This is a genomic window from Kribbella sp. NPDC050124 (assembly GCF_044460355.1).
GTDB lineage: Bacteria > Actinomycetota > Actinomycetes > Propionibacteriales > Kribbellaceae > Kribbella.
In genome coordinates this window covers 61,725-84,124 of sequence record NZ_JBITJU010000010.1, presented here as the reverse complement: position 1 = coordinate 84,124, position 22,400 = coordinate 61,725, and the positions used below count along the sequence as shown (strand labels likewise).

At 68.4% G+C, this 22,400-nt stretch carries 23 protein-coding genes; 8 read left to right on the top strand and 15 right to left on the bottom strand.

What is annotated here, in order from left to right; genetic code table 11:
* Positions 1–2 precede the first annotated feature (2 nt).
* The 4 genes from ACIBL3_RS23325 (at position 3) to ACIBL3_RS23310 (ending at position 4,574) form a co-directional block, all read left to right on the top strand.
* Positions 3–1,139 carry a M24 family metallopeptidase gene (locus ACIBL3_RS23325; protein ID WP_396355629.1) on the top strand — a complete coding sequence of 379 codons (1,137 nt, stop codon included), beginning with the start codon at positions 3–5 and terminating at the stop codon, positions 1,137–1,139.
* A 166-nt stretch (positions 1,140–1,305) separates the two neighbouring features.
* Positions 1,306–2,769 carry an APC family permease gene (locus ACIBL3_RS23320; RefSeq protein WP_396355628.1) on the top strand — a complete coding sequence of 488 codons (1,464 nt, stop codon included), beginning with the start codon at positions 1,306–1,308 and terminating at the stop codon, positions 2,767–2,769.
* The gene (locus ACIBL3_RS23315) at positions 2,766–3,209 is read left to right on the top strand and encodes a hypothetical protein (RefSeq protein ID WP_396355627.1); all 444 of its coding nucleotides are present in this window, start codon (positions 2,766–2,768) and stop codon (positions 3,207–3,209) included. Before ACIBL3_RS23320 ends, ACIBL3_RS23315 begins: the two co-directional genes overlap by 4 nt.
* 6 nt (positions 3,210–3,215) lie before the next feature.
* Positions 3,216–4,574, top strand: coding sequence for a dipeptidase (locus ACIBL3_RS23310; protein ID WP_396355626.1), 1,359 nt, complete (start codon positions 3,216–3,218; stop codon positions 4,572–4,574).
* Here the strand turns inward: ACIBL3_RS23310 and ACIBL3_RS23305 are convergent.
* The 3 genes from ACIBL3_RS23305 to mca form a co-directional block, all read right to left on the bottom strand.
* Entirely contained in the window at positions 4,560–5,585 is a 1,026-nt protein-coding gene (locus ACIBL3_RS23305; protein WP_396355625.1) for a copper resistance D family protein, read from the bottom strand. The genes ACIBL3_RS23310 and ACIBL3_RS23305 overlap by 15 nt on opposite strands.
* 126 nt (positions 5,586–5,711) lie before the next feature.
* Complete coding sequence (locus tag ACIBL3_RS23300) at positions 5,712–6,041, bottom strand: hypothetical protein (protein WP_396355624.1); 330 nt, start codon at positions 6,039–6,041, stop codon at positions 5,712–5,714.
* 31 nt (positions 6,042–6,072) lie between these two features.
* Positions 6,073–6,936: a mycothiol conjugate amidase Mca gene (mca, locus tag ACIBL3_RS23295; protein WP_396355623.1), complete on the bottom strand. Its 864-nt coding sequence runs from the start codon at positions 6,934–6,936 to the stop codon at positions 6,073–6,075.
* A 99-nt stretch (positions 6,937–7,035) separates the two neighbouring features.
* Here mca and ACIBL3_RS23290 point away from each other — a divergent pair, with 99 nt between their 5' ends.
* Complete coding sequence (locus tag ACIBL3_RS23290; protein ID WP_396355844.1) at positions 7,036–7,458, top strand: DUF4307 domain-containing protein; 423 nt, start codon at positions 7,036–7,038, stop codon at positions 7,456–7,458.
* 127 nt (positions 7,459–7,585) lie between these two features.
* Here ACIBL3_RS23290 and ACIBL3_RS23285 read toward each other — a convergent pair whose 3' ends face one another.
* Positions 7,586–8,932, bottom strand: a complete 1,347-nt coding sequence (locus ACIBL3_RS23285; protein WP_396355622.1) for a hypothetical protein — start codon at positions 8,930–8,932, stop codon at positions 7,586–7,588.
* A 291-nt stretch (positions 8,933–9,223) separates the two neighbouring features.
* Here ACIBL3_RS23285 and greA point away from each other — a divergent pair, with 291 nt between their 5' ends.
* Positions 9,224–9,736, top strand: coding sequence for a transcription elongation factor GreA (greA, locus tag ACIBL3_RS23280; protein WP_132324853.1), 513 nt, complete (start codon positions 9,224–9,226; stop codon positions 9,734–9,736).
* Positions 9,737–9,824: 88 nt separating this feature from the next.
* On the opposite strand, the gene ACIBL3_RS23275 is transcribed toward greA, so the two are convergent.
* The 5 genes from ACIBL3_RS23275 to ACIBL3_RS23255 all read right to left on the bottom strand — a co-directional run bounded on the left by ACIBL3_RS23275 (position 9,825) and on the right by ACIBL3_RS23255 (position 13,815).
* The gene (locus tag ACIBL3_RS23275; RefSeq protein ID WP_396355621.1) at positions 9,825–10,646 is read right to left on the bottom strand and encodes a DUF6299 family protein; all 822 of its coding nucleotides are present in this window, start codon (positions 10,644–10,646) and stop codon (positions 9,825–9,827) included.
* A 215-nt stretch (positions 10,647–10,861) separates the two neighbouring features.
* Positions 10,862–11,296, bottom strand: a complete 435-nt coding sequence (locus ACIBL3_RS23270) for a VOC family protein (RefSeq protein WP_396355620.1) — start codon at positions 11,294–11,296, stop codon at positions 10,862–10,864.
* Positions 11,293–11,907 carry a TetR/AcrR family transcriptional regulator gene (locus tag ACIBL3_RS23265; protein ID WP_396355619.1) on the bottom strand — a complete coding sequence of 205 codons (615 nt, stop codon included), beginning with the start codon at positions 11,905–11,907 and terminating at the stop codon, positions 11,293–11,295. The genes ACIBL3_RS23270 and ACIBL3_RS23265 overlap by 4 nt, the downstream gene beginning before the upstream one ends.
* 94 nt (positions 11,908–12,001) lie before the next feature.
* Entirely contained in the window at positions 12,002–12,841 is an 840-nt protein-coding gene (locus ACIBL3_RS23260) for an ABC transporter permease (protein WP_396355618.1), read from the bottom strand.
* Positions 12,838–13,815 carry an ATP-binding cassette domain-containing protein gene (locus ACIBL3_RS23255; protein WP_396355617.1) on the bottom strand — a complete coding sequence of 326 codons (978 nt, stop codon included), beginning with the start codon at positions 13,813–13,815 and terminating at the stop codon, positions 12,838–12,840. Before ACIBL3_RS23255 ends, ACIBL3_RS23260 begins: the two co-directional genes overlap by 4 nt.
* A gap of 161 nt (positions 13,816–13,976) precedes the next feature.
* On the opposite strand from ACIBL3_RS23255, the gene ACIBL3_RS23250 reads away from it, so the two are divergent.
* Positions 13,977–15,257 (top strand): MFS transporter, encoded by a 1,281-nt coding sequence (locus ACIBL3_RS23250; protein WP_396355616.1) that lies wholly within the window; start codon positions 13,977–13,979, stop codon positions 15,255–15,257.
* Here the strand turns inward: ACIBL3_RS23250 and ACIBL3_RS23245 are convergent.
* Complete coding sequence (locus ACIBL3_RS23245) at positions 15,254–16,360, bottom strand: hypothetical protein (RefSeq protein ID WP_396355615.1); 1,107 nt, start codon at positions 16,358–16,360, stop codon at positions 15,254–15,256. The two genes, ACIBL3_RS23250 and ACIBL3_RS23245, sit on opposite strands and share 4 nt — an antisense overlap.
* 125 nt (positions 16,361–16,485) lie before the next feature.
* A complete protein-coding gene (locus ACIBL3_RS23240) occupies positions 16,486–17,985 on the bottom strand; it encodes an MFS transporter (protein WP_396355614.1) in 1,500 nt (499 codons plus the stop codon).
* 88 nt (positions 17,986–18,073) lie between these two features.
* Between ACIBL3_RS23240 and ACIBL3_RS23235 the strand changes: the two genes are divergently transcribed.
* Complete coding sequence (locus ACIBL3_RS23235; RefSeq protein WP_396355613.1) at positions 18,074–18,514, top strand: MarR family winged helix-turn-helix transcriptional regulator; 441 nt, start codon at positions 18,074–18,076, stop codon at positions 18,512–18,514.
* Here the strand turns inward: ACIBL3_RS23235 and ACIBL3_RS23230 are convergent, their stop codons facing one another.
* From ACIBL3_RS23230 to ACIBL3_RS23215, 4 genes are all read right to left on the bottom strand, one after another.
* Positions 18,515–19,321: a carbohydrate ABC transporter permease gene (locus tag ACIBL3_RS23230; protein ID WP_396355612.1), complete on the bottom strand. Its 807-nt coding sequence runs from the start codon at positions 19,319–19,321 to the stop codon at positions 18,515–18,517. It lies immediately after the preceding gene.
* Positions 19,318–20,196 (bottom strand): carbohydrate ABC transporter permease, encoded by an 879-nt coding sequence (locus ACIBL3_RS23225; RefSeq protein WP_396355611.1) that lies wholly within the window; start codon positions 20,194–20,196, stop codon positions 19,318–19,320. The genes ACIBL3_RS23230 and ACIBL3_RS23225 overlap by 4 nt, the downstream gene beginning before the upstream one ends.
* Positions 20,193–21,536: an extracellular solute-binding protein gene (locus ACIBL3_RS23220; protein WP_396355610.1), complete on the bottom strand. Its 1,344-nt coding sequence runs from the start codon at positions 21,534–21,536 to the stop codon at positions 20,193–20,195. Before ACIBL3_RS23220 ends, ACIBL3_RS23225 begins: the two co-directional genes overlap by 4 nt.
* Before the next feature lie 63 nt (positions 21,537–21,599).
* Entirely contained in the window at positions 21,600–22,340 is a 741-nt protein-coding gene (locus ACIBL3_RS23215) for a hypothetical protein (RefSeq protein WP_396355609.1), read from the bottom strand.
* Between the last annotated feature and the right edge of the window lie 60 nt (positions 22,341–22,400).

The following is a 22,400-nucleotide window of genomic DNA, read 5'->3' as shown; positions in this document are numbered from 1 at the left end:
AGATGACGACGGCCACAGAGCGGACAGCCATCCCCTTCAGCCGGGACGACTACGCCGCACGCATGACTCGAGTGGTGGACGACGCCGTCGGGGCGGGGCTCAGTGGCGTGATCGTCGCACCCGGACCGGATCTGGTGTGGCTGACCGGCTATCAGCCGACGGCCATCACCGAACGGCTCACGATGCTGGTGCTGTCCGCCGACCGCGAACCCACGCTGGTGGTGCCGACGCTCGAGCGGCCCGACGCGGAGGCGGCCGAAGGCGCGGGCGCCCTCACCATGATCGACTGGACCGACGGATCCGATCCGTACCCACTGACCGGAAGCCTGCTGAAGGTCGATGGCTCTTTCGGGATCTCGGACTCTGCCTGGGCCATGCACCTGCTCGGGCTGCAGCGGGCGCGACCGGCGACGACGTACCACGCGTTGAGCCAGGCCATGCCGATGATGCGTGCGGTCAAGGACGCCAACGAACTGGGCCGGCTGGCCCAGGCCGGCCAGGCGGCCGACTCGACGTACCAGGAGATCGTCAAGCTCCGCTTCGCGGGCCGGCGCGAGAGCGAGGTCGCGGCCGACCTGGCCCGGCTGCTGCGCGAGTTCGGCCACGAACAGGTCGACTTCACCGTGGTCGGTTCCGGTCCCAACGGCGCCAACCCGCACCACGAGGCCGGCGAACGCGTGATCCAGCCCGGTGACGCGGTCGTGCTCGACTTCGGCGGCCTGATGAACGGGTACGGGTCCGACACGACGCGGACGGTCTGCGTCGGCGAGCCGAGCGACGAGGTGCAGAAGGTGCACGACATCGTCAGGGCGGCACAGCAGGCCGGATTCGAGGCCGTCCAGCCGGGTGTGCCGTGCCAGGACATCGACCGCGCGGCCCGGGCCGTCATCACCGATGCCGGGTACGGCGACCAGTTCATCCACCGCACCGGCCACGGGATCGGCGTGACGACGCACGAGCCGCCGTACATGATCGAGGGTGAGGAGCAGCCGCTCGAGCCCGGCATGTGCTTCTCCATCGAGCCCGGGATCTACTTGGCCGGCCGCTTCGGGGTCCGGATCGAGGACATCGTCACGGTCACCCAGAACGCCGGACAACGGTTCAACAACACCGACCACCACCTCCGCGTCGTCGAGTAGCAGGCGGTTGGACTGGTCGCGAGTGAGACAGCCCGTCTCATTCTCATCCGCTGCGGATGAACCGCCCGTGACCGCTGATTCCTAGCCTGTCACCACTACCACCGCTGCATCGTGACCAAAGGGGGACGATGATGGTTGGTCTTCTGTCACTTCGAGCGTGGTTGCGATGAGTTCGGCGGACGTTCCCGTCGAGCCGCCCGCGGTGGCCGCAACCGCCAAAGCCAAGGTCCCCGCCACCACGTGGATCTCCTGGGTCGCTCTGGCGATGATGACCACAAGCTCCGTCGCCAGCCTGCGAGCCGCCCCGACCATGGCCGTCTACGGCCTGGCTTGCGTCTTCCTGTACTTGCTCCCGGCACTCGTGTTCCTGCTGCCGACCTCGCTCGTGTCCGCCGAACTGGCGTCCGGGTGGACCGGCGGCGTCTACCGCTGGGTCTCGGAGGGCCTGTCGAAACCGCTGGGCTTCCTGGCGGTCTGGTGCCAGTTCGCGATGACGATCTTCTACTACCCGAGCCTGCTCGGGTTCGTCGCGAGCACCCTCGCGTACGTCTTCAACCCCGAGCTGGCCAGCAGCGGTGTCTGGACCGCGGCGGTGATCATGGTCACCTACTGGACCGGCGTCTGGATCTCCTCTCGCGGTACGAAGGGCGTGGCCGGCCTGGCCAGTGGCGGCCTCATCATCGGAACCCTGATCCCGGGCACCGTCCTGGTCACCCTCGGCATCGTGTTCCTCGGCCAGGGCAACCCGTCGGCTGCTCCGATGACCGCCGACAACATCTTCCCGGCCTGGGCCGGGCTGGCGAGCCTCGTGCTGATCGTGAACAACTTCCTGTCCTACTCCGGCATGGAGATGAACGCGGTGCACGTGTCGTCGCTGCGGAACCCGCCGAAGGAGTTCCCCAAGGCGATCTTCCTCGCGATGGGTCTCGTGCTGGCGATCTTCATCCTGCCCGCGCTCGCGATCAGCTGGATCGTCCCCGCCGAGGAGCTGTCCCTGACCGCCGGTGTGATGCAGGCCTTCGACGCGGTCTTCGCGAACTTCGGCTGGCAGTGGCTGACGCCGATCGTCGGCATCATGCTGGTCACCGCGTCCCTGGGCGGCATGCTCACCTGGCTGGCCGGTCCGTCCAAGGGCCTGCTGCTGATCTCGCGCCAGGAAGGCTACCTGCCGCCGTACCTGCAGAAGCTCAACAAGAACGGCGTGCAGCAGAACATCCTGGTCGTCCAGGGCCTGATCACCACCGTGATCGCGCTGGGCTACGCCTTCATCCCCGATGTCTCGAGCGCGTACTGGATCTTCTCGGTGATCACCACCCAGGTGTACCTGATCATGTACCTGCTGATGTTCCTCGCCGCGATTCAGTTGCGGCGCAAGCAGCCCGACCACCCGCGGGGTTACCGAGCGCCCATGCTCGTCGGGATGTGCGGCGTGGGCTTCGCCGCCTCGCTCGCCGCACTGCTGGTCGGCTTCATCCCGCCGTCGCAGTTCGAGTCCGGTAACACCTTCGTTTACCTGCTGATCGTCGGCGGCGGTGCGCTCGGTCTCGGCCTGCTGGTGCCGTACCTGTTCCTGAAGCTGCGGAAGCCGAGCTGGAAGCAGCCGGAGCCTACCGAGGCGGCGGAGTCATGAGCACCCCGGTGGAGACCCAGTCCGGCCGCGAACGCAAGACGATCTACATCGTCGTCGCAGTGGTCCTCGTGATTCTGCTGATCATCGGGCTGTTCACCTACAGCTCGTCGAAGTACACCCGGGAGGCCGAGCAGAAGGCCGACCAACTCATCTCAGAACTCGAGGCCAAGGGAGCTCGGACTCCGACGCGCGACCAGGTCGTGCACGTGCTCGGCACCCACGGCGGCGCCACCTGCAGCAACCCGAACGACGCGCTCAGCAAGGGAATCCTGCTGTCGCTGCTGTCCAACGGCGCGGCCGGGCCGGGGATGCGGCCCGTGATCGCGGACAGCCGGGTCGTCCAGGGCCAGCTGCTGATCATCGAGATCTACTGTCCGGAGGAGCTGCAGGAGTTCCAGGAGTTCGTCAACGACCTCAAGACCGACGACGTCGCGGGGTGAGTGGAGATGGACCTGCGCACCCGGATCGCGGAGCTGATGCCGCAGGCTCGGGCCGAGCTCACCGACCTCGTCGCGATCAAGTCCGTGGCTGATCCCCGCCAGTTCCCGCCCGAGGAGTGCGAGCGCGCCGCGACCTGGGTGCTGGACAAGTTCAAGGAGCTGGGATTCTCCGACGCGGCCCTGCACGAGACAGCCGACGGCAGTCGCGCCGTCGTCGGGTCCCGGCCGGGCCCGGATCCCAGCGCTCCGACGGTGCTGCTGTACGCCCACTACGACGTCCAGCCGCCACTCGACGAGGCTGCCTGGCGCACGCCGCCGTTCGAGCTGACCGAGCAGAACGGCCGCTGGTACGGCCGCGGGACCGCCGACTGCAAAGGCAACATCGTCGCGCACCTCGCCGCGCTTCGCGCGCTCGGCGACGAGGTGCCGGTGAACCTGAAGCTCGTGGTCGAAGGGTCGGAGGAGCAAGGGACCGGCGGTCTCGAAGCTTTCGTGCCGGAGCACCCCGAGCTGCTGCGCGCGGACGCAATCCTGGTCTGCGACACCGGCAACGCGGCCGTCGGCCGGCCCGCGGCCACGGTGAGTCTGCGCGGAATGGTGAACATCGTGGTGACGGTCGAAGCGCTCGGCTCCGAACTGCACTCCGGCATGTTCGGTGGCGCCGCACCGGACGCGCTCGCGGCCTTGGTCGCGATGCTGGCCAGTCTGCGCGACGAGCAAGGCAACACCACGGTCAAGGGGCTCGACGCCACCCAGACCTGGTCGGGCGAGCCCTATCCGTCCGACCAGTTCCGCCGCGACGCGATGGTGATGGACGGCGTCTCCTTGGCGGGCAGCGGCAGCGTCTCGGACATGCTGTGGGCACGTCCGGCGGTGACCATCCTGGGCATCGACTGCCCACCGGTCGTCGGGTCGGCGGCAGCCATCGTGCCGAAGACGGCAGCGCGACTGAACCTGCGGATACCGCCGGGCGTAAACCCGGACCAGGCTGCGACCAGCCTGATCGACCACCTGCAGGCGGTCGCGCCCTTGGGTGTCCACGTCGGCACCCGGATCGAGGCGGAAGGAGCCCCCTTCAAGGCCGAGACCGACGGGCCGGCCTACCGGGCCATGGGTTCGGCGATGCAGGAGGCGTACGGAACGCCGATGACCACGCTGGGCCAAGGCGGTTCCATTCCGCTGTGCAACGTGTTCGCGGACACCTTCCCCGGAGCCGAGTTGATCCTCATGGGTGTGGAGGAACCCGCGGCCCTCATCCATGCGCCGAACGAAAGCGTGCATCCAGATGAGATCGCGGCGATGGCACTGACCGAAGCCCTGTTCCTACAGCGCTACGCGAGCGCTGCAGCCTCAGATGGTCTGTGACAGGGCCACCGACAGGCCCAGGGTGAGGGCCATGATCACGAGTTCGAAGCCGACGACCTGCCAGAACCCGCGGCCGCCTTCAAGGAGGTTGCCGCGGGCTCGGCTGCGTTGCAGGCCGGCGGCGACGACCAGGATCAGGAACGCGGCGACCTTCGCGAGCAGCAGGGCGCCGTACGAGTCCTCGGTGAGGGCGTCGGGCACCGACTCCCAGCCGCCGCCCTTCGCCGCGAGCCGGCCGGCGCCGCTGAGCAGGCCGCTCAGGAGTACGGCGATCGACGAGATCAACGCCACTTGGTTGAACCGCTGGAGGACAAGCGGGAGTCCCCCGCGGCTGGCTCGCCCGTAGCGAACCAGAGCCGCGAGGCCGCCGATCCAACTCGTCGCGGCGATGACGTGGATGACCAGGGCTGCTCCGGCGATGACGACGTACGACTCGTTGCGTGGGTACGCCGTGACCGCCGTCGGGATGAGCGCCGTGATCGCGACGACCACGCCGAGACCGGCCGCCGACGAGGTCTGGACGCGGCGGATGCCGACCGCCAGCGCCACCACGAGAATGCCGGTGATCAGCAGTGATTTGACCTCCGGGATGCCGAGCGCGTCGTCCAGCCGGAGCCGGAGCAGGTCGACCGGGGTGTCGAGCAGGATCGCGGCGGTGACGATCGCGCCGGCGAACGCACAGGCCGCCCAGATGATCGCCGAGTTGCTGGCGTCCCGCACGGCCCGACGGCCCTGCACACCCAGCGGGCCGCCATCGACCCGGAGCAGTACGACGGCCGCCAGCAGAGCACCCGCGCAGCCGACGGTCGCGAGCGTGGAGATCATTCGCAGCAACGGAAGCAGCCAGTTGACGAGCTGTCCAGGACCGCCGATCCCGCCGATGTCCCGCGGTTCACTGCCGGCCGCGAAGAGCGCCACGACCATTGCCAACGAGGCAACCAGCACCGCGCTCGCGCCACCCAGGAGCAGCCGTCCGGGCATGCGGTGCCGGGCGGCGCGGGTCCCGGTCACCAGGCGTCCACGCCATCGGCACGATTCAGCACGCGAGTCACTATAGGGTCAGCCGAAGGTGGGCTGCCCAGTCCGACACCATCTCGTGATGGTCCGGTGCAAACTCAGCGCAGAATCAACCCAGGCTCAGTGCTGGGAGTGCGCCTTGCTGTCACGCTCCGTCGGCGGCTTGGTTGCCTTGGGCTCCGGCTCAGGCGTCGTCGGGGCGTCCGTCGCCTTCGGCTCGGCATCGCCAGCCGGGGCCGCTGAGCTGTCCGTACTCGCTGGGACGTCGGACGGTGCTCGGTCGCGCGCAAAATCGCCGTCGAAGTCGATCTTCTTCAACTGCTTGCCCATGTTGCGCACCAGCAGCGCCGTGGCGGCACCGAGCGCGAGCACGATCAGCAGCGCGACCCAGCCGGGGCGCACCGAGTTCGGATCGATCTCGGCCGCCGGAAGGAAAGTCATCGCTGTCACGCCACCAGTCTCTCACTGTCCTGGCCCGCCGTCAGCGCAGCCCCGCGAACAGGTCATTCTCAGGCAGTTCGGAGTCGATCAGGCTCCGCGCCAGCTCGTAGTCCTCGGTGGGCCACGCCTCCTGGTGGACTTCCAGCGGTACGGCGAACCACGCGCCGTCCGGGTCGATCTGGGTGGCGTGCGCGAGCAGGGCCTGGTCCCGGACGGCGAAGTACTGCGCGCACTCGACCCGGGTGGTGATCCGGCGCTCGTTCTCCGGGTCCGGCTTCCAGTCCTTCAGGCGTTCGGCGTACGGCGACTCCAGGCCGCGCGCGAGCATGCCGTCGTGCAGCGCCTTCATCCGCTCGTAGTGGAACGTGTGGTGGTAGTACAGCTTCAGCGGCTGCCACGGCTCGCCGAGCTCCGGGTAGGCGTCCTGGTCGCCGGCCGCCTCGAACGCGGCGACGCTGATCTGGTGGCACATCACGTGGTCGGGATGTGGGTAGCCGCCGTTCTCGTCGTACGTCGTGACGACCTGCGGGCGGAACTCGCGGATCAGCTTCACCAGCGGCGCGGCCGCGTCCTCCACCTTGCGCGCGGCGAAGCAGCCCTCCGGCAGCGGCGGCAGCGGGTCACCCTCCGGGAAGCCGGAGTCGACCCAGCCCAGCCACTCCTGCCGGATGCCCAGGATCGCCCGGGCCGCGTCCATCTCCTGCCGGCGGATCTCGGTGATGTTCTCGAGCACCTCCGGGCGGTCCATCTTCGGATTCAGGATCGATCCACGTTCGCCACCGGTACACGTGGCGACCAGGACCTCCACGCCCTCGGCCACGTACCGAGCCGTCGAAGCGGCCCCCTTGCTCGACTCGTCATCAGGGTGGGCATGCACATGCAGCAACCGAAGCTCTCCACTCACAAGACACAATGGTCCTCCAACCCCACCCCACCCCCACGACCGACCCCTGGATAACCCGTGACCGACGCAACTCCCAGCAAGCCCACGCCGGGTCCGCCGCTGAACTCAGACCAAGACGGCACCGAAGATCTGAACGCGAGGTATGGACGGAGTGGTCGCTCGCGGAAGCCGGTGATTATCGGTGTGGCTGCAGTGATCGCCGCCGCCGGGCTGACCTGGCTGGTTTGGGCGGCGTTCGTGCAGTCCACCCCGCCGGTGACGTCGCGCCTGCTCGGGTTCGAGATCATCTCGCCGACCTCGGCGAAGGCGACGATTCAGGTGGACCGCACCGAGTCGACGGAAGCCACCTGCCGCCTGCAAGCCAAGGCCGCCGACTTCTCCATCGTCGGCGAGCTCACCGTCACGGTCCCCGCCGACTCCCCCCGCAAGCAGACCCTCCCAGCCACCCTGACCACCCAACGCGCAGCCACCTCGGTCGTCCTCATCGGCTGCACCACCCCCGGCAACCCCCGCCCCCACTGACCCTCGGTCGCCGCACCCCGAACGGGCCACAAACCGGGCCGTGTCGGCGAGCCCGTGGCCGTGAACACGTTATTTCCTGTTCAAGGCCACCAGTTCCTCAGACATCCCCCGACGTACGGCGAGCCCGTCAGGCGGGACCGTCGTACTTCTTGAGCGCCGCAACCAGCGCCGCCTCGCTGACCTTCAGGTGCTTCCGAATCACCTGCTCGCGTACGGCGGGATCGTCGTCGCCGCGAGCGAGGTCGGCATACAAGGCGTTGACGGTGGCCAGGCTGTACTTCTCCACCAGGTACTCGACGATGATCCAGCTCACCCCGTAGCTGTTCTCGTCGTACTCGCCGTGGAAAACGCCGTCGATCGGGAGGACCGCGAGCTGGGGTATCTCCTCGCGCAGCAACTCGCGACGGTGAGCGTCGACCCCTCGCCGGTAGCCGCTCCGCTCGGCGAGTCGTAGCTCGCCGTACTCTGCGTAGCCTTCCACCAGCCAGGTCGGCGCGCCGTTCCCGAGCGACGCCATCGCCGCGTGCGTGAACTCGTGGGCGAGCAGCAACCGGTCGGCCTCGCGGCGTTCGTCGGGGTTGATCACCACGCGGCTCCCGGTGACCTTGAACTCGGTCGCCTCCGGATTCGCCGGGCCGTAGTTGTGCGCGGCGACGCCAGCAGCAGGATGGCCACCGGTCCGCCACCCAGGATCCATCGACTTACGGTCGGCCAGCGCAATCACCAGAATCCCCGCCGGTGCGCGCCGGGTGACGGAACGCACCCCCGGCATGGCCGCTTGTGACTCTCTCGCCAGCCGTTCACCGTTTCGGCGTTCGGCCGCCGGGACGATGACCAGTACGCCGGGCTTCCGGGCGACCGCTATAGCGCCGAGGTCCCAGGGTTCGCGGTAGCCGCCGCTGAGTTCACTCTCGATGCCAAGGTCGTCATCGGCCACCAACAGCCACTGGCCGCCGCGTTCGGCGAAGGTGTGGCCCAGCGAGACCGCGCGCGGAGACGAGTCGATGCCGGCGATCTGCACCAGCATGAGGACACGGACTGTCCGGGCGCTCGGGCCGTGCTGCGCCCGCGGCTCCGGAGCCCATCTGGCGTCCCGCTGGAAGCTGAGGTGACGAAGGCCGATTATCCGCAGGTTGGCGAACACCTGCTGGTGACTCTGACGCAGCTTGCGGTTCTTCGGGTCGACAGCCTGGAGGTACTGCGGCAGTCGGCCGGAGAGCACCGCCGACGCTCGTGCTTTCAGGATCGCGTCGATGCCGGCCAGCATCCGTTCCTCGTCCGACGGTTCGGACGTTGTCACGGTCGGCGTGCCAGCTACCGCACTGGCCTCGCCACCGGCGGACTGCCGGCCCATCACACCCCAGATCACCGCAGCCGCCACGACCGCAAGTACGACAACGCCCGCGATCCACAGCAGCGGCCCCCGCCCCCGCTTCCGGGTCACTGACTCGACGCCGACCGGCTCCACATCCATCTCCGTCCCCCACCAATCTGTCCGCCGGATGCGGCCAGGCCGGCAAAGACTACGACGTACCTGGGGAAAACGCCCAGGTCAGAGGCGAAAGTCGGGGCTGACGGCAATCGGTTGCCGCCGGAAGTGTTCACGATGTGGGATAGACCAATTGGCAAGCGATTTCCCGGCGTTTGCGGCGGCAAAGACCTGTGGGGTTCCGCGCCGTAACTTGCTACGCTCAGTGGATTGGTCGCCGTCGACGACGGCGGCCAGAAGCATTTCTGCCCATCCCACCGACACAAGGAGCAGCCCGTGACGCAGCGGATCGAAGAGGACAGCGTTGTCTGGCTGACGCAGGACGGTTACGACCAGCTGAAGTCCGAGCTCGAGCATCTCAAGGGCCCGGCCCGTGCCGAGATCACTCAGCGCATCAGCGAGGCCAGGGACGAGGGCGACCTCAAGGAGAACGGCGGCTACCACGCCGCCAAGGACGAGCAGGGCAAGATCGAGGCGCGGATCCGGCAGCTGGAGGACATGCTGCGGCGGGCCCGGGTCGGCGAGACCCCGAAGGCCGGCGCCAAGATCGGGCCGGGGATGAAGGTCTCGATCAAGTTCGCCGGTGACGACGACGTCGAGACGTTCCTGCTCGGCTCCCGCGAACTGCTCGCCCTGGACGCGTCGGTCGACATCGACGTCTACTCGCCGCAGTCCCCGCTGGGATCCGCGATCCTGGGGAAGAAGAAGGGCGACAAGGCCACCTACGAGGCCCCGAACGGCAAGGACGTGACCGTCGAGATCGTCGCCGCCGAACCCTTCACCGGCTAACCCCACCAAGCTCCGAAGCGCCCCGGTGGACAACCACCGGGGCGCTTCTCACTCACCGCCGGGTGGGGGCGGTCTGGTAGGCAGGTTCCTACGCGCGACCGCGTAGCTGGATGGTGCGCTCCTCGGAGTCGAATCCACACCCGAAGGATCCGCAGACGAACGCGTTCGTGACACTTTCCGCCTTGCCCCCGGCGAACTTGCTGCCGTCCGGCGGGACCTCCAAGCTCCATGACCGTGTCGTGCCGTCGCACTGAAAGTCGGGAGAGAAGCCGCTGCCGCGCACGATGAACCGCCCGGCCTGCTGGGTCAGGGTGGTCGTCACGAACCCGGAGCCCGGCTCGCCGGTGCAGGTCGCGGTCCCGCTCACTGTCGCCGAACCGGTCTGGCTGTTGAAGGTTGCGATCGGGTTCACGGTGATGTCCACCGTGGGTGGCGGCGGAACCACGTCGATCGTGAGGTTGAGCGTCCCACCCCCGCCCTCGAACAGGGCGTCGAAGACCAGCAACGTGTACGTCGTTCCAGCGGTTGCCGTCCACGTCAGCCCATTGAAACCGCAGACCACAAGGCTCCAGTTCCCCGGGCTGCCGGTCGCCACGATCGCGGCGGCCGAGTAAGTCGACTGAGACATATCGGCCCCGAGCATGCCGTCTGCGGTCGGCGTGATCTCGTACCAGACGCTGTTATTCGTCGGGATGGGCGCGGGTGTTCCACAGAAGTCGGTGCTGAGGTCGTCGCTGTCGGCGGTCGCCTCGGTGGTGTCGAGGCTGTCGGTGAACGGGATGGCAGCCCCGACCACGGTGCGGCCGCTGTACGTGTCGTTGCCCGGCGGAGCTGCGAGCGCTGTGCCCGCTGACGTGATCAGGGTGCCGAGCACGAGCGCGGCCAGAGCCGCGCTGCGAAGGTGTCTCATGGTTCCCCCCTTGAGGATGCTCGCGGACGCAAGCCGCGCGCCCGCGACTGGACGCTGTCCCCGGCGGCCGCCGCCCGGCAGACCTCGATCCCTCCCCGGCCCGGAGCGGCGCCGGCATCCCCCACCCAGCAGGCCTGCGTCCGCTGGGGCACCGCTCTACTTGTATTGACGCATCGACGAACCCAGTAAGCGAGTGCCCGGGCCAGGGGTTTCATTCAGTGCTGGGTGGGGGCGAAGAGCTCTAGTTGGATGTTGTCCTGGTCTCGGAAGACGAGGACGGAGGCGTAGGGTTCGTCGGCGATTGGTGACTGGGTGAGGGGTTTGTCGGCGGTGTCGGCGCGGACGACGCCGTGGGCCTCGAGGTGGTCCTGCCACTGCTCGAGGTCGGCGCGGGTCGGGACGGCGAAACCGGCGTGGTCGAGGCCGGTGACGGTCTCCTGGCACAGTCCGCCGTCGTTGGTGTCGTGGTGGTGCAGGGCGATCATCAGCTGACGGCTCTCGTCGGCCAGGATCCGGCCGACCCCGCCTTCGTGCGGTACGTCGAGCACCGGTCGTACCCCGAACACTTCGCCGTACCACTGGACGCTGGCGTCCAGGTCAGTCACGGTCAGGGCGAGGTGGTGCAGTCTGGGCTGGGTCACGCTGGTCATGGTTTCCCCCTTGCTTCACTGGCGTCCCCGCGAGCGAACTGGGCGAGGAACATCCTGGTGACGTCTTCGGCGAGACGGGTCCACCGGTCGCCGCCGGGGTCGTTGGCGACCTGCTGGTCGACCAGACCGGTCGTCACCGCCGTCCAGATGTCGAGGTGTCGCGGATCGTGCACGCCGTTGCGTGCGAGGAGCTCGCGGGTGGCGCCGAGCGCCCTGACCGCCAACCCATAGGACTCCGCCGACGGCGTGAACCCGGGCACCGCGTGCTGGAGCAACAGCTGATAGCGCGGTACGTCGGAGACGCCGAAGGCAATGAACATCCGGACATCGGCCAGCAGATCCTGCTGCGGATCGTCCGTCACCGGTAGCGCGGCCTTCTGGTCGACGAAGTCCTGGGCCGCCTGGGCGAACATCGCGTCCAGGATGGCGTTCTTGGACTCGAAGTACGCGTACACCGTCGGCGTGGTGATGCCGGCCCGCTTCGCCAGCTCCCGCAGCGACAGCGCGGCCAGCCCATCCTCGCCGACCAGCTCCCAGGCGGCGGTGAGCACCGCGGCCCGGGCGTTCTCCCGCCGCGCCTCCCGCCAGTTCGCCGCCGGTTTCTTTAACACAGTTCGAAGTATTTGTACGCCGTATAAATCTTGTCAACGGCTCAGGACGTGCGACGGCGGCCGGACAAGGCTGTCCGGCCGCCGCCAAAGGAACTCAGTGACTCGTTGCGCTCCGGTACTTGCGTACGGCGAGGGGTGCGAAGATCCCGATGATCAGCGCGCACCAGATCAGCGACAGCCACACCGGGTGCTGCGCCGGGAAGCCGTCCGGGCTGGCGAACGGGGACGGGTTGCCGAACAGGTGCCGACAGGCGGCGACGATCGAGGAGATCGGGTTCCACTCCGCGACCGGTTGCAGGCCACCGGGCAGGTTCGGCGTCGGGACGAAGGCGTTGGACAGGAAGGTCAGCGGGAACAGCCAGATCAGGCCCGCCGAGGCCGCCACCTCCGGCGTGCCGACCGACAGACCGATCAGCGCACCGACCCACAGCATCGCGAACGCGAACAGCAGCAGGATCCCGAACGCGGCCAGCGCGTTGCCGAAGCCGTTGTGCCAGCGCCACCCGACGATGAACCCGCAGATCACCATCACGACCATCACGAACGCGTTGAACACCAGGTCGCCGATCACTCGGCCGGAGATCACCCCGGAGCGCGCCATCGGCAGCGACCGGAACCGGTCGATCAATCCCTTCGACATGTCGTCGGCCAGACCGACGCTCGCCGAGGCCACCGCGAACGCCATCGTCTGGGCGAAGATCCCGGCCATCAGGAACTCCCGGTACGCCTGCGCGCCCGGGAATCCCGGGATCGGGATCGCGTTGCCGAACACGTAGGCGAACAGCAGCACGAACATGATCGGCTGGATGGTCGCGTAGATCAGCATGTCCGGCGTCCGCGGGATCCGCTTCAGGCTCCGCCACGCCAGCACCCCGGCATCCGTCAACGCCCGGCCGGCCGAACTCACCTTCTCCGGGCGCTCCGACGTACTCACACCTTCTCCTTCTCTTCGGCCTCGTGCCCGGTCAGGGTGAGGAAGACATCGTCCAGCGTCGGCCGCCGCAGCCCGATGTCGGCGATCCGGATGCCGGCTCCGTCGAGGGTGCGGATCACGTCGACCAGCGAACTGGAGCCGCCCGGCGCCGGCACGGTGATCCGCCGGTTGTGCTTGTCCATCGAGGTCGAGTCCAGGTCAGTGACCTCGAGTGCGGTGGTGAGCAGCTCGAGCGCCCGGTAGGTCTCCTCCGGATCGTGGACCACGACCTCGATCCGCTCGCCGCCCACCTTCGCCTTGAGCGCATCCGCCGTACCGCGGGCGATCACCGAGCCATGGTCGACCACGGCGATGCTGTCCGCGAGCTCGTCGGCCTCCTCCAGGTACTGCGTGGTGAGCAGGATCGTGACGCCTTCGCTGACCCGGTCCCGGATGATCTGCCACAGGTCGAGCCGCGATCGCGGGTCGAGACCGGTGGTCGGCTCGTCGAGGAACAGCACCTTGGGATGCGCGATCAGCGAACCGGCGAGGTCCAGCCGGCGCCGCATGCCGCCGGAGTAGGTCTTCAGGATCCGGTCCGCCGCCTCGGTCAGGTCGAAGATCTCGAGCAGCTCCTCGGCCCGCTGCTTCGCCTGCCGGCTGCTCAGCCGGTACAGCCGGCCGAACATCCACAGGTTCTCCCGGCCGGTGAGCAGCTCGTCGACGGCGGCGTACTGACCGGACAGGCCGACCAGTGAGCGGACCGTGTCGGCGTCCTTGACCACGTCGTGCCCGAGCACCCGGGCCGATCCCTCGTCCGGCGCCATCAAGGTGGTGAGGATCCGGACCGTGGTGGTCTTGCCCGCGCCGTTGGGCCCGAGCAGGCCGAGCACACTCCCCTCCGGCACGTCGAGGTCGATGCCGTCGAGTGCCTTCACCGTGTTCTTCCTGGACCTGAATGTCTTCACGAGGCCGGTCGCCTCGATTGCTGCCATTCCGCACGTCCCCCTTCTGGATGTGACGCAGGCCACCATCCTGGCCGAGGGCGCCGACAGTTTTCGACACCTTTATCCCTGAGCAGAAACTTGAGTCGAGAGGACTCAACTTTGTTGATAGTTGAGTCGACATCGCTCAACTATGCCCTTACCGTCCGGGTATGACGTCCAGCCGGAGCATCCTCAGCCACCCCGACTTCCGCCGCCTCTGGATCGCCGACCTGCTCAGCCAGCTCGGTACCCGGCTGAGCATGATCGCGATCCCGCTGCTCGCCGTGATCACCCTGGACGCGACCACCTTCCAGGTCTCGCTGCTCCGGACCTGCGAGACCGCAGCCTGGCTGGTGCTCGGTCTGTTCGCCGGCGCGTGGGTGGACCGGGTCCGTTGTCTCCCAGTGCTCGTGGTCGCCGACCTGGGTCGCGCAGTGCTCTTCGGCTCGATCCCAGTCGCCGCGCTGTTCGGCGTACTGACTCTGACTCAGCTGTACGTCGTACTCGTGCTCACTGGCGTCCTGACAGTGCTGTTCGACGTGGCACACAGCTCCTACCCGCCGCGACTGCTGGAACCAGAGCAGCTGCTGCCCGGCAACGCCAAGCTGGCCGCCAACCACTCCGTCGCCGCAGTGCTGGGCGCAGGCGCCGGCGGTGTGCTCGTCCAGTGGCTCAGTGCCGCCGTGACGATCGGCGTGGACGCGCTGAGCTTCCTGTGGTCAGCGATCTGGCTCCGCTCGATCCGTACGCCGGAGCAGCAGCCGGCCAAGCCGGAGAAGCCGAACCTGCGCCGGGAGATCGCCGAGGGCATGCGCTATGTGTTCGGGCATCCCCTGCTGCGGCCGATCGCGCTGAACACGGCGACCACCATGCTGTTCCAGGCTGCCGCCGGCGCGGTGATGATCGTGTTCCTGGTCCGTGAGCTCCACCTGCAGCCGAGCACGATCGGCGTACTGAGCATGATCGGCCTGGTCGGCGCCATCGTCGCGTCCGCAGTGACAGAGAAGATCAGCAACCGGTACGGCGATGCGCGCACACTGCTCGTGTCGTCGATCGGCATCGGCGTCGCCTTCACCCTGCAGGCACTGACAGGCACGGGCTGGCAGGTGAGCTGGTACGTGCTGGCCATGCTGCTGGCCGGGTTCTGCATCATCGTCAGCTACATCCTGCAGGTCAGCACCCGGCAGCGCGTGTGCCCGCCGGAGCTGCAGGGACGCGTCAGCGCCACCATGAGCTTCGTGAGCTGGGGCGCCATGCCACTCGGCAGCCTGCTCGGCGGCGCACTCGGTACGGCGTTCGGACTCCGAGCCACCCTGTGGACCGCAGGCCTGGCAACCCTCGCCGGCACGGCATTCCTGGTCTTCTCACCGTTCCGCACCTTCCGCACGGTCCCAGCGACAGACCAACGCCAGGCAGACCCACAGCATCTGCCTGGCGCTCGAAACGACTAGTCGGAGGCGATTTGGGCTGTGCCGACCAGGACCTCGACGTCCAGGGCGGCGCGGCCGCGGCCGATCTCGACGTCCTTGGACTGGCCGGTGACGGCGCCCGTCCAGGCGACCCGGCCGAGCTGGGACTCGGTGTGCACGCGGACGTCCGATCCGCGGCGTAGGTTCACGTTCGCGGCGCCGGACTCGACCCGGACCCGGGACCGGCCCTTGGTGATCTGGGCGTCCAGGTTGGCCGAGCCCGCCTGGACCAGCAGATCGATCGGCCCGTCGACGTCCGCGACCTTCGCCGTACCGGCGGTGACGCGAACTCGGGTCAGGCCGGGCAGGCGCTCGGCGTTGACACTGCCGCCGGTGACCTCGACTTCGACCTGCAGCGCGGGGTTGACCCGGATGGACAGCTCCTTGGCCAGGCCGTTCACGTGCGACTTCAGGTCGGTCGGGTTGCGCAGCATGCTGAACCCGTCGATCGAGACGCCCATGTCGCCCTCACTGCTGATCGCGAGGGTGTCGCCGTCCCGCTTGATCACGTGCGGCCCGTCCACCGCGACCCCGGTGACCGCCGGCTCGCCGATCAGCCGCACGCGGCGGCCGATCGCCCGCACCGTCACCCGCTGCACCCCGGCCGGCATCGGCACGTTGCTGTGCTCCTCCTCGACGTCCTCAGCCCCGGACTCAGCCTCGGACACAGCCTCGGCGGGGGCTTCGTCGACCACGCTCTCCTGCGCACCGTTCTGCTGCGCAACAGGCTCAGCAACAGGCTCGGCAACTGGTTCGGCAGCAGGCTCGGCCGTGTGGCGGCCGGTCGGAGCGTCCTCGGGTACGGCGGCATCCGGTGAGTCCACGGCGTCCGCCCAGACCGACGGCGACGCGAGGTCGTCCGCAGCCGGCCAGCCGGTCTTGTCCCCGGCGACCTCCTCGGTGTCGTCGACAACCGGCTCTTGCGCGACCGGGCCCCCGGCAGGCGCGCTCGAGTCGCCGGCCTCGCCCAAGGTCGGCTTGAGGGCGGCGATCAGCGTGGCGCCCTCCGCGGTGGACAGGTGGCCCTTGGCGACCCGGTCGAGGATGTCCTTGACCCGCCGGTCGTAGTCGCTCTCGTTGCTCATACAGACAGTCCAGCACCCCGCCGGGTCGAAACCAATCGGGGATCGCCCCGAATACAGCAGTGCGGGCCACCTGAGTGACCCGCACTGCTCCATATCTCCAAACAGCCCGCACGGGCTGGTTGTTGTCACGCGGCCGGGGTCATCTCCTCCTCGGCCAGTTCGTTCTGTACGGCGGCCAGTTCAGCCGCCTCCGCAGCCTCAGCCCCCCGGCGAGCCCGCAGCCCGCGCAGACCGGTCAGCGCGATCAGCAGACCGAGCGCGGAGATACCGGTCACGACGGCCAGACCCGGCTTGTACGCCGACAGCATCCCGGCCGGCGTGGTCACGCCGACCGACTGGCTGCTGATCACCGCGGTCACAATCGCGAGGACCACCGCGCCGCCGACTTGGCTGGCTGTGTTGAACAGCCCGGACGCCAGTCCCTGCTCGTGATCGGGGACACCCGACACCGCCTGGATGTTCAGCGCCGGGAACCCGATCGCGAACCCGAGGCCGATCAGCATGATGGTGGGAAACACGGTCGCGAAGTACGCCGACTCCGGGCCGATCCGCAGCGACAGCGCATACCCGGCGACGAACAGCACCATCGCGCCGATGATCATCGGAGCGGTGCCGATCCGGTCGGCCAGCTTGCCCGCGTTCGGCGACAGTGTGGCCACCAGCAGACCAGCGGGCAGGAACGCCAGCGCGGTCTCGAACGACGACCAGCCGAGCAGGTTCTGCAGGTAGAGGGTGCCGATCAACTGGAACGCGACGTACGAGCCGAACACGGTCAGGATGGCCAGGTTCGCCCGCCGCAGCGAGGCGTTGCGCAGGATGCCGAGCCGGACCAGCGGGTGCTTCGACCGGAGCTCGATCGCGACGAACCCGGCCAGCAGCACGACGGCCAGCGCGAACATCCCGATGGTCTGCACCGAGACCCAGCCGGCGTGCTCGGCACCGACGACCGCATAGACCAGCGACAGCATGCCGGCCGTGACGGTGATCGCGCCGGGGATGTCGTACCCGCCGGCGGCGTTGTCGCGCGGGCTGTTCGGGATCAGCTTGATCGCGAACAGCAGCACGATCAGGGCGATCGGTCCGGGCATCAGGAAGGTCCAGCGCCAGCCGACCTCGGTCAGCGCACCGCCCAGGATCAGGCCCATCGAGAAGCCGCTGGCGGCGCAGGTGGTGAAGATGCTCAGGGCACGGTTGCGGTCCGGGCCCTCGTGGAAGGTCGTGGTGATGATGGACAGGGCGGCCGGGGCGGTGAACGCGGCGGCGACACCCTTCACGAACCGCGCGGCGATGAGCAGTTCGGGGCTGGTGGCGAGCGAGCTCAGCATCGAGACCGCGGCGAACACGCCCAGCGCGATCAGGAACACCCGGCGGCGGCCGAGCAGGTCGGCGGTACGGCCACCGAGCAGCAGCAGGCCGCCGTACCCGAGCACGTAGCCGGTGACCACCCATTGCAGGGAAGAGAGCGAGACGCCCAGGTCGGCGCCGATGGACGGCAGGGACATACCGACCATGGACACGTCCAGGCCGTCGAGGAAGATCACGCCGCAGACCACCAGGAGGGCGCCCCAGAGGCGCGCGTCCCAGGTCATGCGAGCCGGCGATGTGGTGTGCGTTGTCTGTGTCACGAGGGGAGACTATTCCATGCACATGCATCTAATGTCTAGGCATTAAATGCGCTTGCATAGATTGCGCATGCATGATAACGTCGCCTCCATGACCGCCACGAAGGTCAGCGCAGGTCCTGGTGAGACCCGCGCCGATGTCAGCGCTGATGTCAGGGAGTGGCGCGAGCTGCTGGCCCGCCACGCCGACCTGACCTGCGCCCTCGACCGGGCGCTGCAGACCGACCACTCGCTGGGCATGAGTGAGTACGAGGTGCTCGAGCGGCTCGCCGAGCTGCCGGAGCACTCGGCCAAGGTGGCCACGATCGCCAAGTCCGTGCACCTGAGCCAGAGCGCGCTGTCCCGCGTGATCGGCCGGCTGGAGACGGCCGGGCTCCTCGAGCGGCACATGTGCCCCGAGGACCGCCGGGCCGTCAACGTCCGGCTCACCGACGAGGGCCTGCTCCGTCAGACCGAGGCGCAGCCGACCCAGCGCCGGGTGCTCGCCGAGCGCCTGCACGCCCCGCTGGTCAAGAGCTGCCAGCCGCTCTGATCATTCCCGTACGGCGCCTTCCAGCATGCCCGCGATGAAGTGGCGCTGGAGGAAGGCGTAGACCAGGACGACCGGCGTACCGACGATCACGGCTCCGGCTGCCAGCAAGGTGAAGCCGGACGTGTACTGGCCGGAGAAGAAGGCCAGGCCGAGGGGCGCCGTACGCAGCGACTCGCTCGTGACCATCACCAACGGGATCAGGAACTCGTTCCACGTCCACATGAACACCAGCACGATCAGCGTCACCAGCGCGGGCCGGGCCGGCGGCACCAGCACCTGCCACAGCGTCCGCCAGTGACCGGCGCCGTCCAGCCGCGCGGCCTCCACCATCGACCGGGACGCGGACCGGAAGTACGCCCGCATCCAGAAGGTGCCGAAGGCAACGGACTGGGCGACCTGCGGTAACGCGACCGCCCAGAAGGTGTCGGTCAGGCCGAGCGAGCGCAGGTCGAAGTACAGCGGTACGACGATCGCCTCGGTCGGCATCATGATCCCGATCAGGAACAGGTAGAACAGCACGCCCGCCCCGCGGAACCGCATCGTGCCGAACGCGTACCCGCTCAGGATCGACAGCAGCACACTGGTCACCACGACCGTCACCGACACCGCGACGCTCATCCGCAGGTAGGTGCCGAAGTGCCCGATCTCCCAGGCCTTGCCGAAGTTCGCGAACCCACTCGACCCGCCGCCCGCGTCGTCCGGTCCGAGCGCGGCCGCCAGGATGGTCACGATCGGGCCGAGCGCGAACAACCCGAAGACGGTCAGCAGGGCGTAGTTGCCGATCCGCTCGCCTGCCGAGGCCCTCACGCCGTACTCCGATCCGCCAGCCGGTTGACCCCCAGCGTGATCACGAAGATCAGGATCGTCAGGCACACCCCGATCGCCGCCGCCGAACCGACCTGACCGAGCTCGAACGCCCGGTGGTAGACCTCGTACGACGGGACGCTGGTCGAGTTCCCGGGGCCGCCGCTCGTGGTGATGTAGACGAGGTCGAAGGTCCGCAGCGCGGCGATCACCGTCAGCGTCGTCGCGACCGCGATCTCGCCGCGGACCGCGGGCAGCACCACCGCGAAGAACTCCGACACCGGACCGGCGCCGTCCAGCCGCGCGGCCTCGTACCGCTCCCGGGGAATCCGCGACATCCCGGCGAGCAACAACACTGTCACCAGCCCGGTCTCGAACCACGTCCCGATCACGCCAACCGCCGGCAGGGCGAACGTGTAGTCCCCCAGCCAGCCCCGCGCGACCTCGTCCAGCCCGACGGCCCGCAGTACGTCGTTCAGCGGGCCGTCAGGAGCGTAGATGTGCCGCCACGCAACGGCCACCACGACCATCGCGACCACCTGCGGCAGGAACACGATGGTGCGGAAGAACCCCAGCCCGCGAACCTTGGCCCGCTGCAGCACCGAGGCCAGCGCCAGCCCGATCAGCACCGGAAGCAGCGCGTAGAACACGATCAGCACCAGCGCGTGCCCGAACGCGGCCCGCAGCCCGGCGTCCCGGACCACGTCCGCGTAGTTGCTCAGGCCAACGAACTTCCCGAGCGTGATCCCGTCCCACTCGAACAGCGACAAATGCACCGAACGGGCCAACGGGTAGAGCAGGAACGCGCCGTACACGAGCAGCGCCGGCAGCAGGTAGAGGTACCCGATCCGGCGCGGCTCCCCAGGGGGTGAACTCACTTCCCGGCGAACTTGCTGTAGTCGGTCTCCAGCGTGGTCAGGAACTGCTGCGGGGTCGCCTTCTTCGCCAGCAGGTCCTGCAGCGCTGCGCCGATGGTGTCGTACATGGTCGGCGTCGCGTAGTCCAAGTACGGAACCATGGCCTCTTTGCTGACCGCCGTACCGAAGCTGCTGAAGATATCGCTCGCGAGACCGGGCGGCGCCTGCTGGGCCGAGGTGTCGGCGATCGGCAGGTTGCCGGTGCTGGTGAGCACCTTCATCGCGTCCGGGCTGGTGATGAAGTTGATGTACGCCGCGGCCGCGTCGGCGTTCTTCGCCTTGTTGGTGATCGCGAATGGCAGACCGGTGCCACCGGTCACCACCGGCTTGGCGTCGGCCGACTCACCCGGCGGCAGCATGAAGCCGACCTTGTCGCCGAGCGCCTTCTGCAGGTCGGCCTGCAGCCAGGTGCCGGCGATCAGGAACACCCCGTTGCCCTTGCCGAAGTCCTGCCAGGCCGGGTCGTACCCCTGTCCGTTGAAGCCCTGGTTGAAGTAGCCCTTGTCCACCCACGACACCAGGCCCTCGGCGGCCTTGGTGTTCTCCGGCGTGTTCCAGGACGCGCCCGGACGGCCGAACGCGAGCGTGGTGATCTGGTCGGCCGGCGTGAAGTGGTCCTGCACGGTGCCGAACACATGGATGGCCGGCCACTTGTCCAGGTTGCCGAACTGCATCGGCACCTCACCAGCCGCCTTCGCCTTGGCCAACGCGTCCTCGAACTCGGCCCACGTCTTCGGCGGCTGGACGCCGAGCTTGGTCAGCTTCTCCTTGTTGTAGTAGAGCCCGACCACCTCACCGACCTGCGGCAGCCCGTACAGGTTGCCCTCGCCGAACGTCTTGCCGTCGGCGGAGTAGCGCGAGTACTGCAGCACCGAGTCCGGGTACCGGCTGCCCCAGTTGTAGGCCTTCGACCACTCGTCCAGCGGCAGGAGCTGACCGGCCTTGACGAACTCGCCCATGTCCGAGCGGCCGTTGTTCGCCTGCACGACGTCCGGCGCGTTGTTGCCGGACAGCGCCAGCCGCAACGTCGTCTTCAGGTCGTCGAACGAGCGGGAGACCCGGTTGATCTTGATGTTCGGGTACTTCGCCTGGAACTGCTTGACCAGCTCGGCCATCTGGGCCGCCTGACCGCCGCGGACCTCCTGGTCCCAGACCGTCAGCTGGACCTCGCCGAGCGCGGCGGCGTCCGTCTTCACCGCGCTCGGCGCGCTGGTGCTCCCGCTCGGGCTGTCGGATCCCGGCGTACAGGCGGTAGCCGTGAGCAACAAAGCCGCGGAGGCGGCGATGATCGTCTTCAACACCTCGAGCTCCTCATGTTCAGCGTGATGCTCTTCACCCTACGGCGGCAACCGCTTACGCGCGGATCATTTGTGGAGAACCGCGAGGTGGTTGCGCATGACCCGGCGTACGGGCGGGTCCAGGTGCCGGTCCCAGGTCGGGTGACGCTCGCCGCGAAGGCGGGCGTAGTAGGCGAGCGCCTCGGACAGCGCCTGCTCGCGCAGGTAGCCGCGGGCCACCGGTTGCTTGCCGCGACCGTTCGGCCTGGGACGACGTTCGTACGCCGCATTGGCGGTGAAGATCCCGAGTCCGTAGAAGACGGTGAGCAAGTCGGTCAGCGGCTCGTGGTCGGGGCGGTGCAGGAACGAGATCCGGCCGCCGCCGAGCAGCAATTCATGACCGGCTTCGTGGGCGAAGATCGCGACCAGCGCAACCGGGTCGGCGGCCAGCCCGGGCGCGAGCTGGATCTCGTTGCGCTCGGCACCGCGGATCCACCGGCCCGACTGCTCCTTCACCACTCCCCGGTACGCCGGTCGCCGTACGCCGTCCGCGACGAGCCCGAAGCTGAGCGCGCACTGTCCCGCCGGCAGATCCATCCGCTCGGCGACTCGCGCGCACAACTCCTCTGCCGCAGCGACCCCGCCGTCGTACCCGGCTTGGATCAGCTCCGACGGCACCACGATCGGCCGGAGCAGGACCTCACGTCCGAATTCACTGACCAGCCAATCCATCGACGACCTGATCCACCGCCGCCGCCCACCCGGCAACCGCTCCCGCGGCGCCTTCAACTCGGCCCGCCGTCGCAACACCCCCATCGGATTCCTCACCCGCCGGATCATGCCAATCCGACGCCGACATAAACACACCGGTTCCGAATCGTCACCGTG

Coding starts and splice junctions, on each gene's coding strand:
- ACIBL3_RS23325 (WP_396355629.1), top strand. CDS start 3: ATGACGACGGCCACAGAGCGGACAGCCATCCCCTTCAGCCGGGACGAC.
- ACIBL3_RS23250 (WP_396355616.1), top strand. CDS start 13,977: ATGACGTCCAGCCGGAGCATCCTCAGCCACCCCGACTTCCGCCGCCTC.
- ACIBL3_RS23275 (WP_396355621.1), bottom strand. CDS start 10,646: ATGAGACACCTTCGCAGCGCGGCTCTGGCCGCGCTCGTGCTCGGCACC.
- ACIBL3_RS23255 (WP_396355617.1), bottom strand. CDS start 13,815: ATGGCAGCAATCGAGGCGACCGGCCTCGTGAAGACATTCAGGTCCAGG.
- ACIBL3_RS23310 (WP_396355626.1), top strand. CDS start 3,216: ATGGACCTGCGCACCCGGATCGCGGAGCTGATGCCGCAGGCTCGGGCC.
- ACIBL3_RS23245 (WP_396355615.1), bottom strand. CDS start 16,360: ATGAGCAACGAGAGCGACTACGACCGGCGGGTCAAGGACATCCTCGAC.
- ACIBL3_RS23270 (WP_396355620.1), bottom strand. CDS start 11,296: ATGACCAGCGTGACCCAGCCCAGACTGCACCACCTCGCCCTGACCGTG.
- ACIBL3_RS23235 (WP_396355613.1), top strand. CDS start 18,074: ATGACCGCCACGAAGGTCAGCGCAGGTCCTGGTGAGACCCGCGCCGAT.
- ACIBL3_RS23320 (WP_396355628.1), top strand. CDS start 1,306: ATGAGTTCGGCGGACGTTCCCGTCGAGCCGCCCGCGGTGGCCGCAACC.
- ACIBL3_RS23285 (WP_396355622.1), bottom strand. CDS start 8,932: ATGGATGTGGAGCCGGTCGGCGTCGAGTCAGTGACCCGGAAGCGGGGG.
- ACIBL3_RS23315 (WP_396355627.1), top strand. CDS start 2,766: ATGAGCACCCCGGTGGAGACCCAGTCCGGCCGCGAACGCAAGACGATC.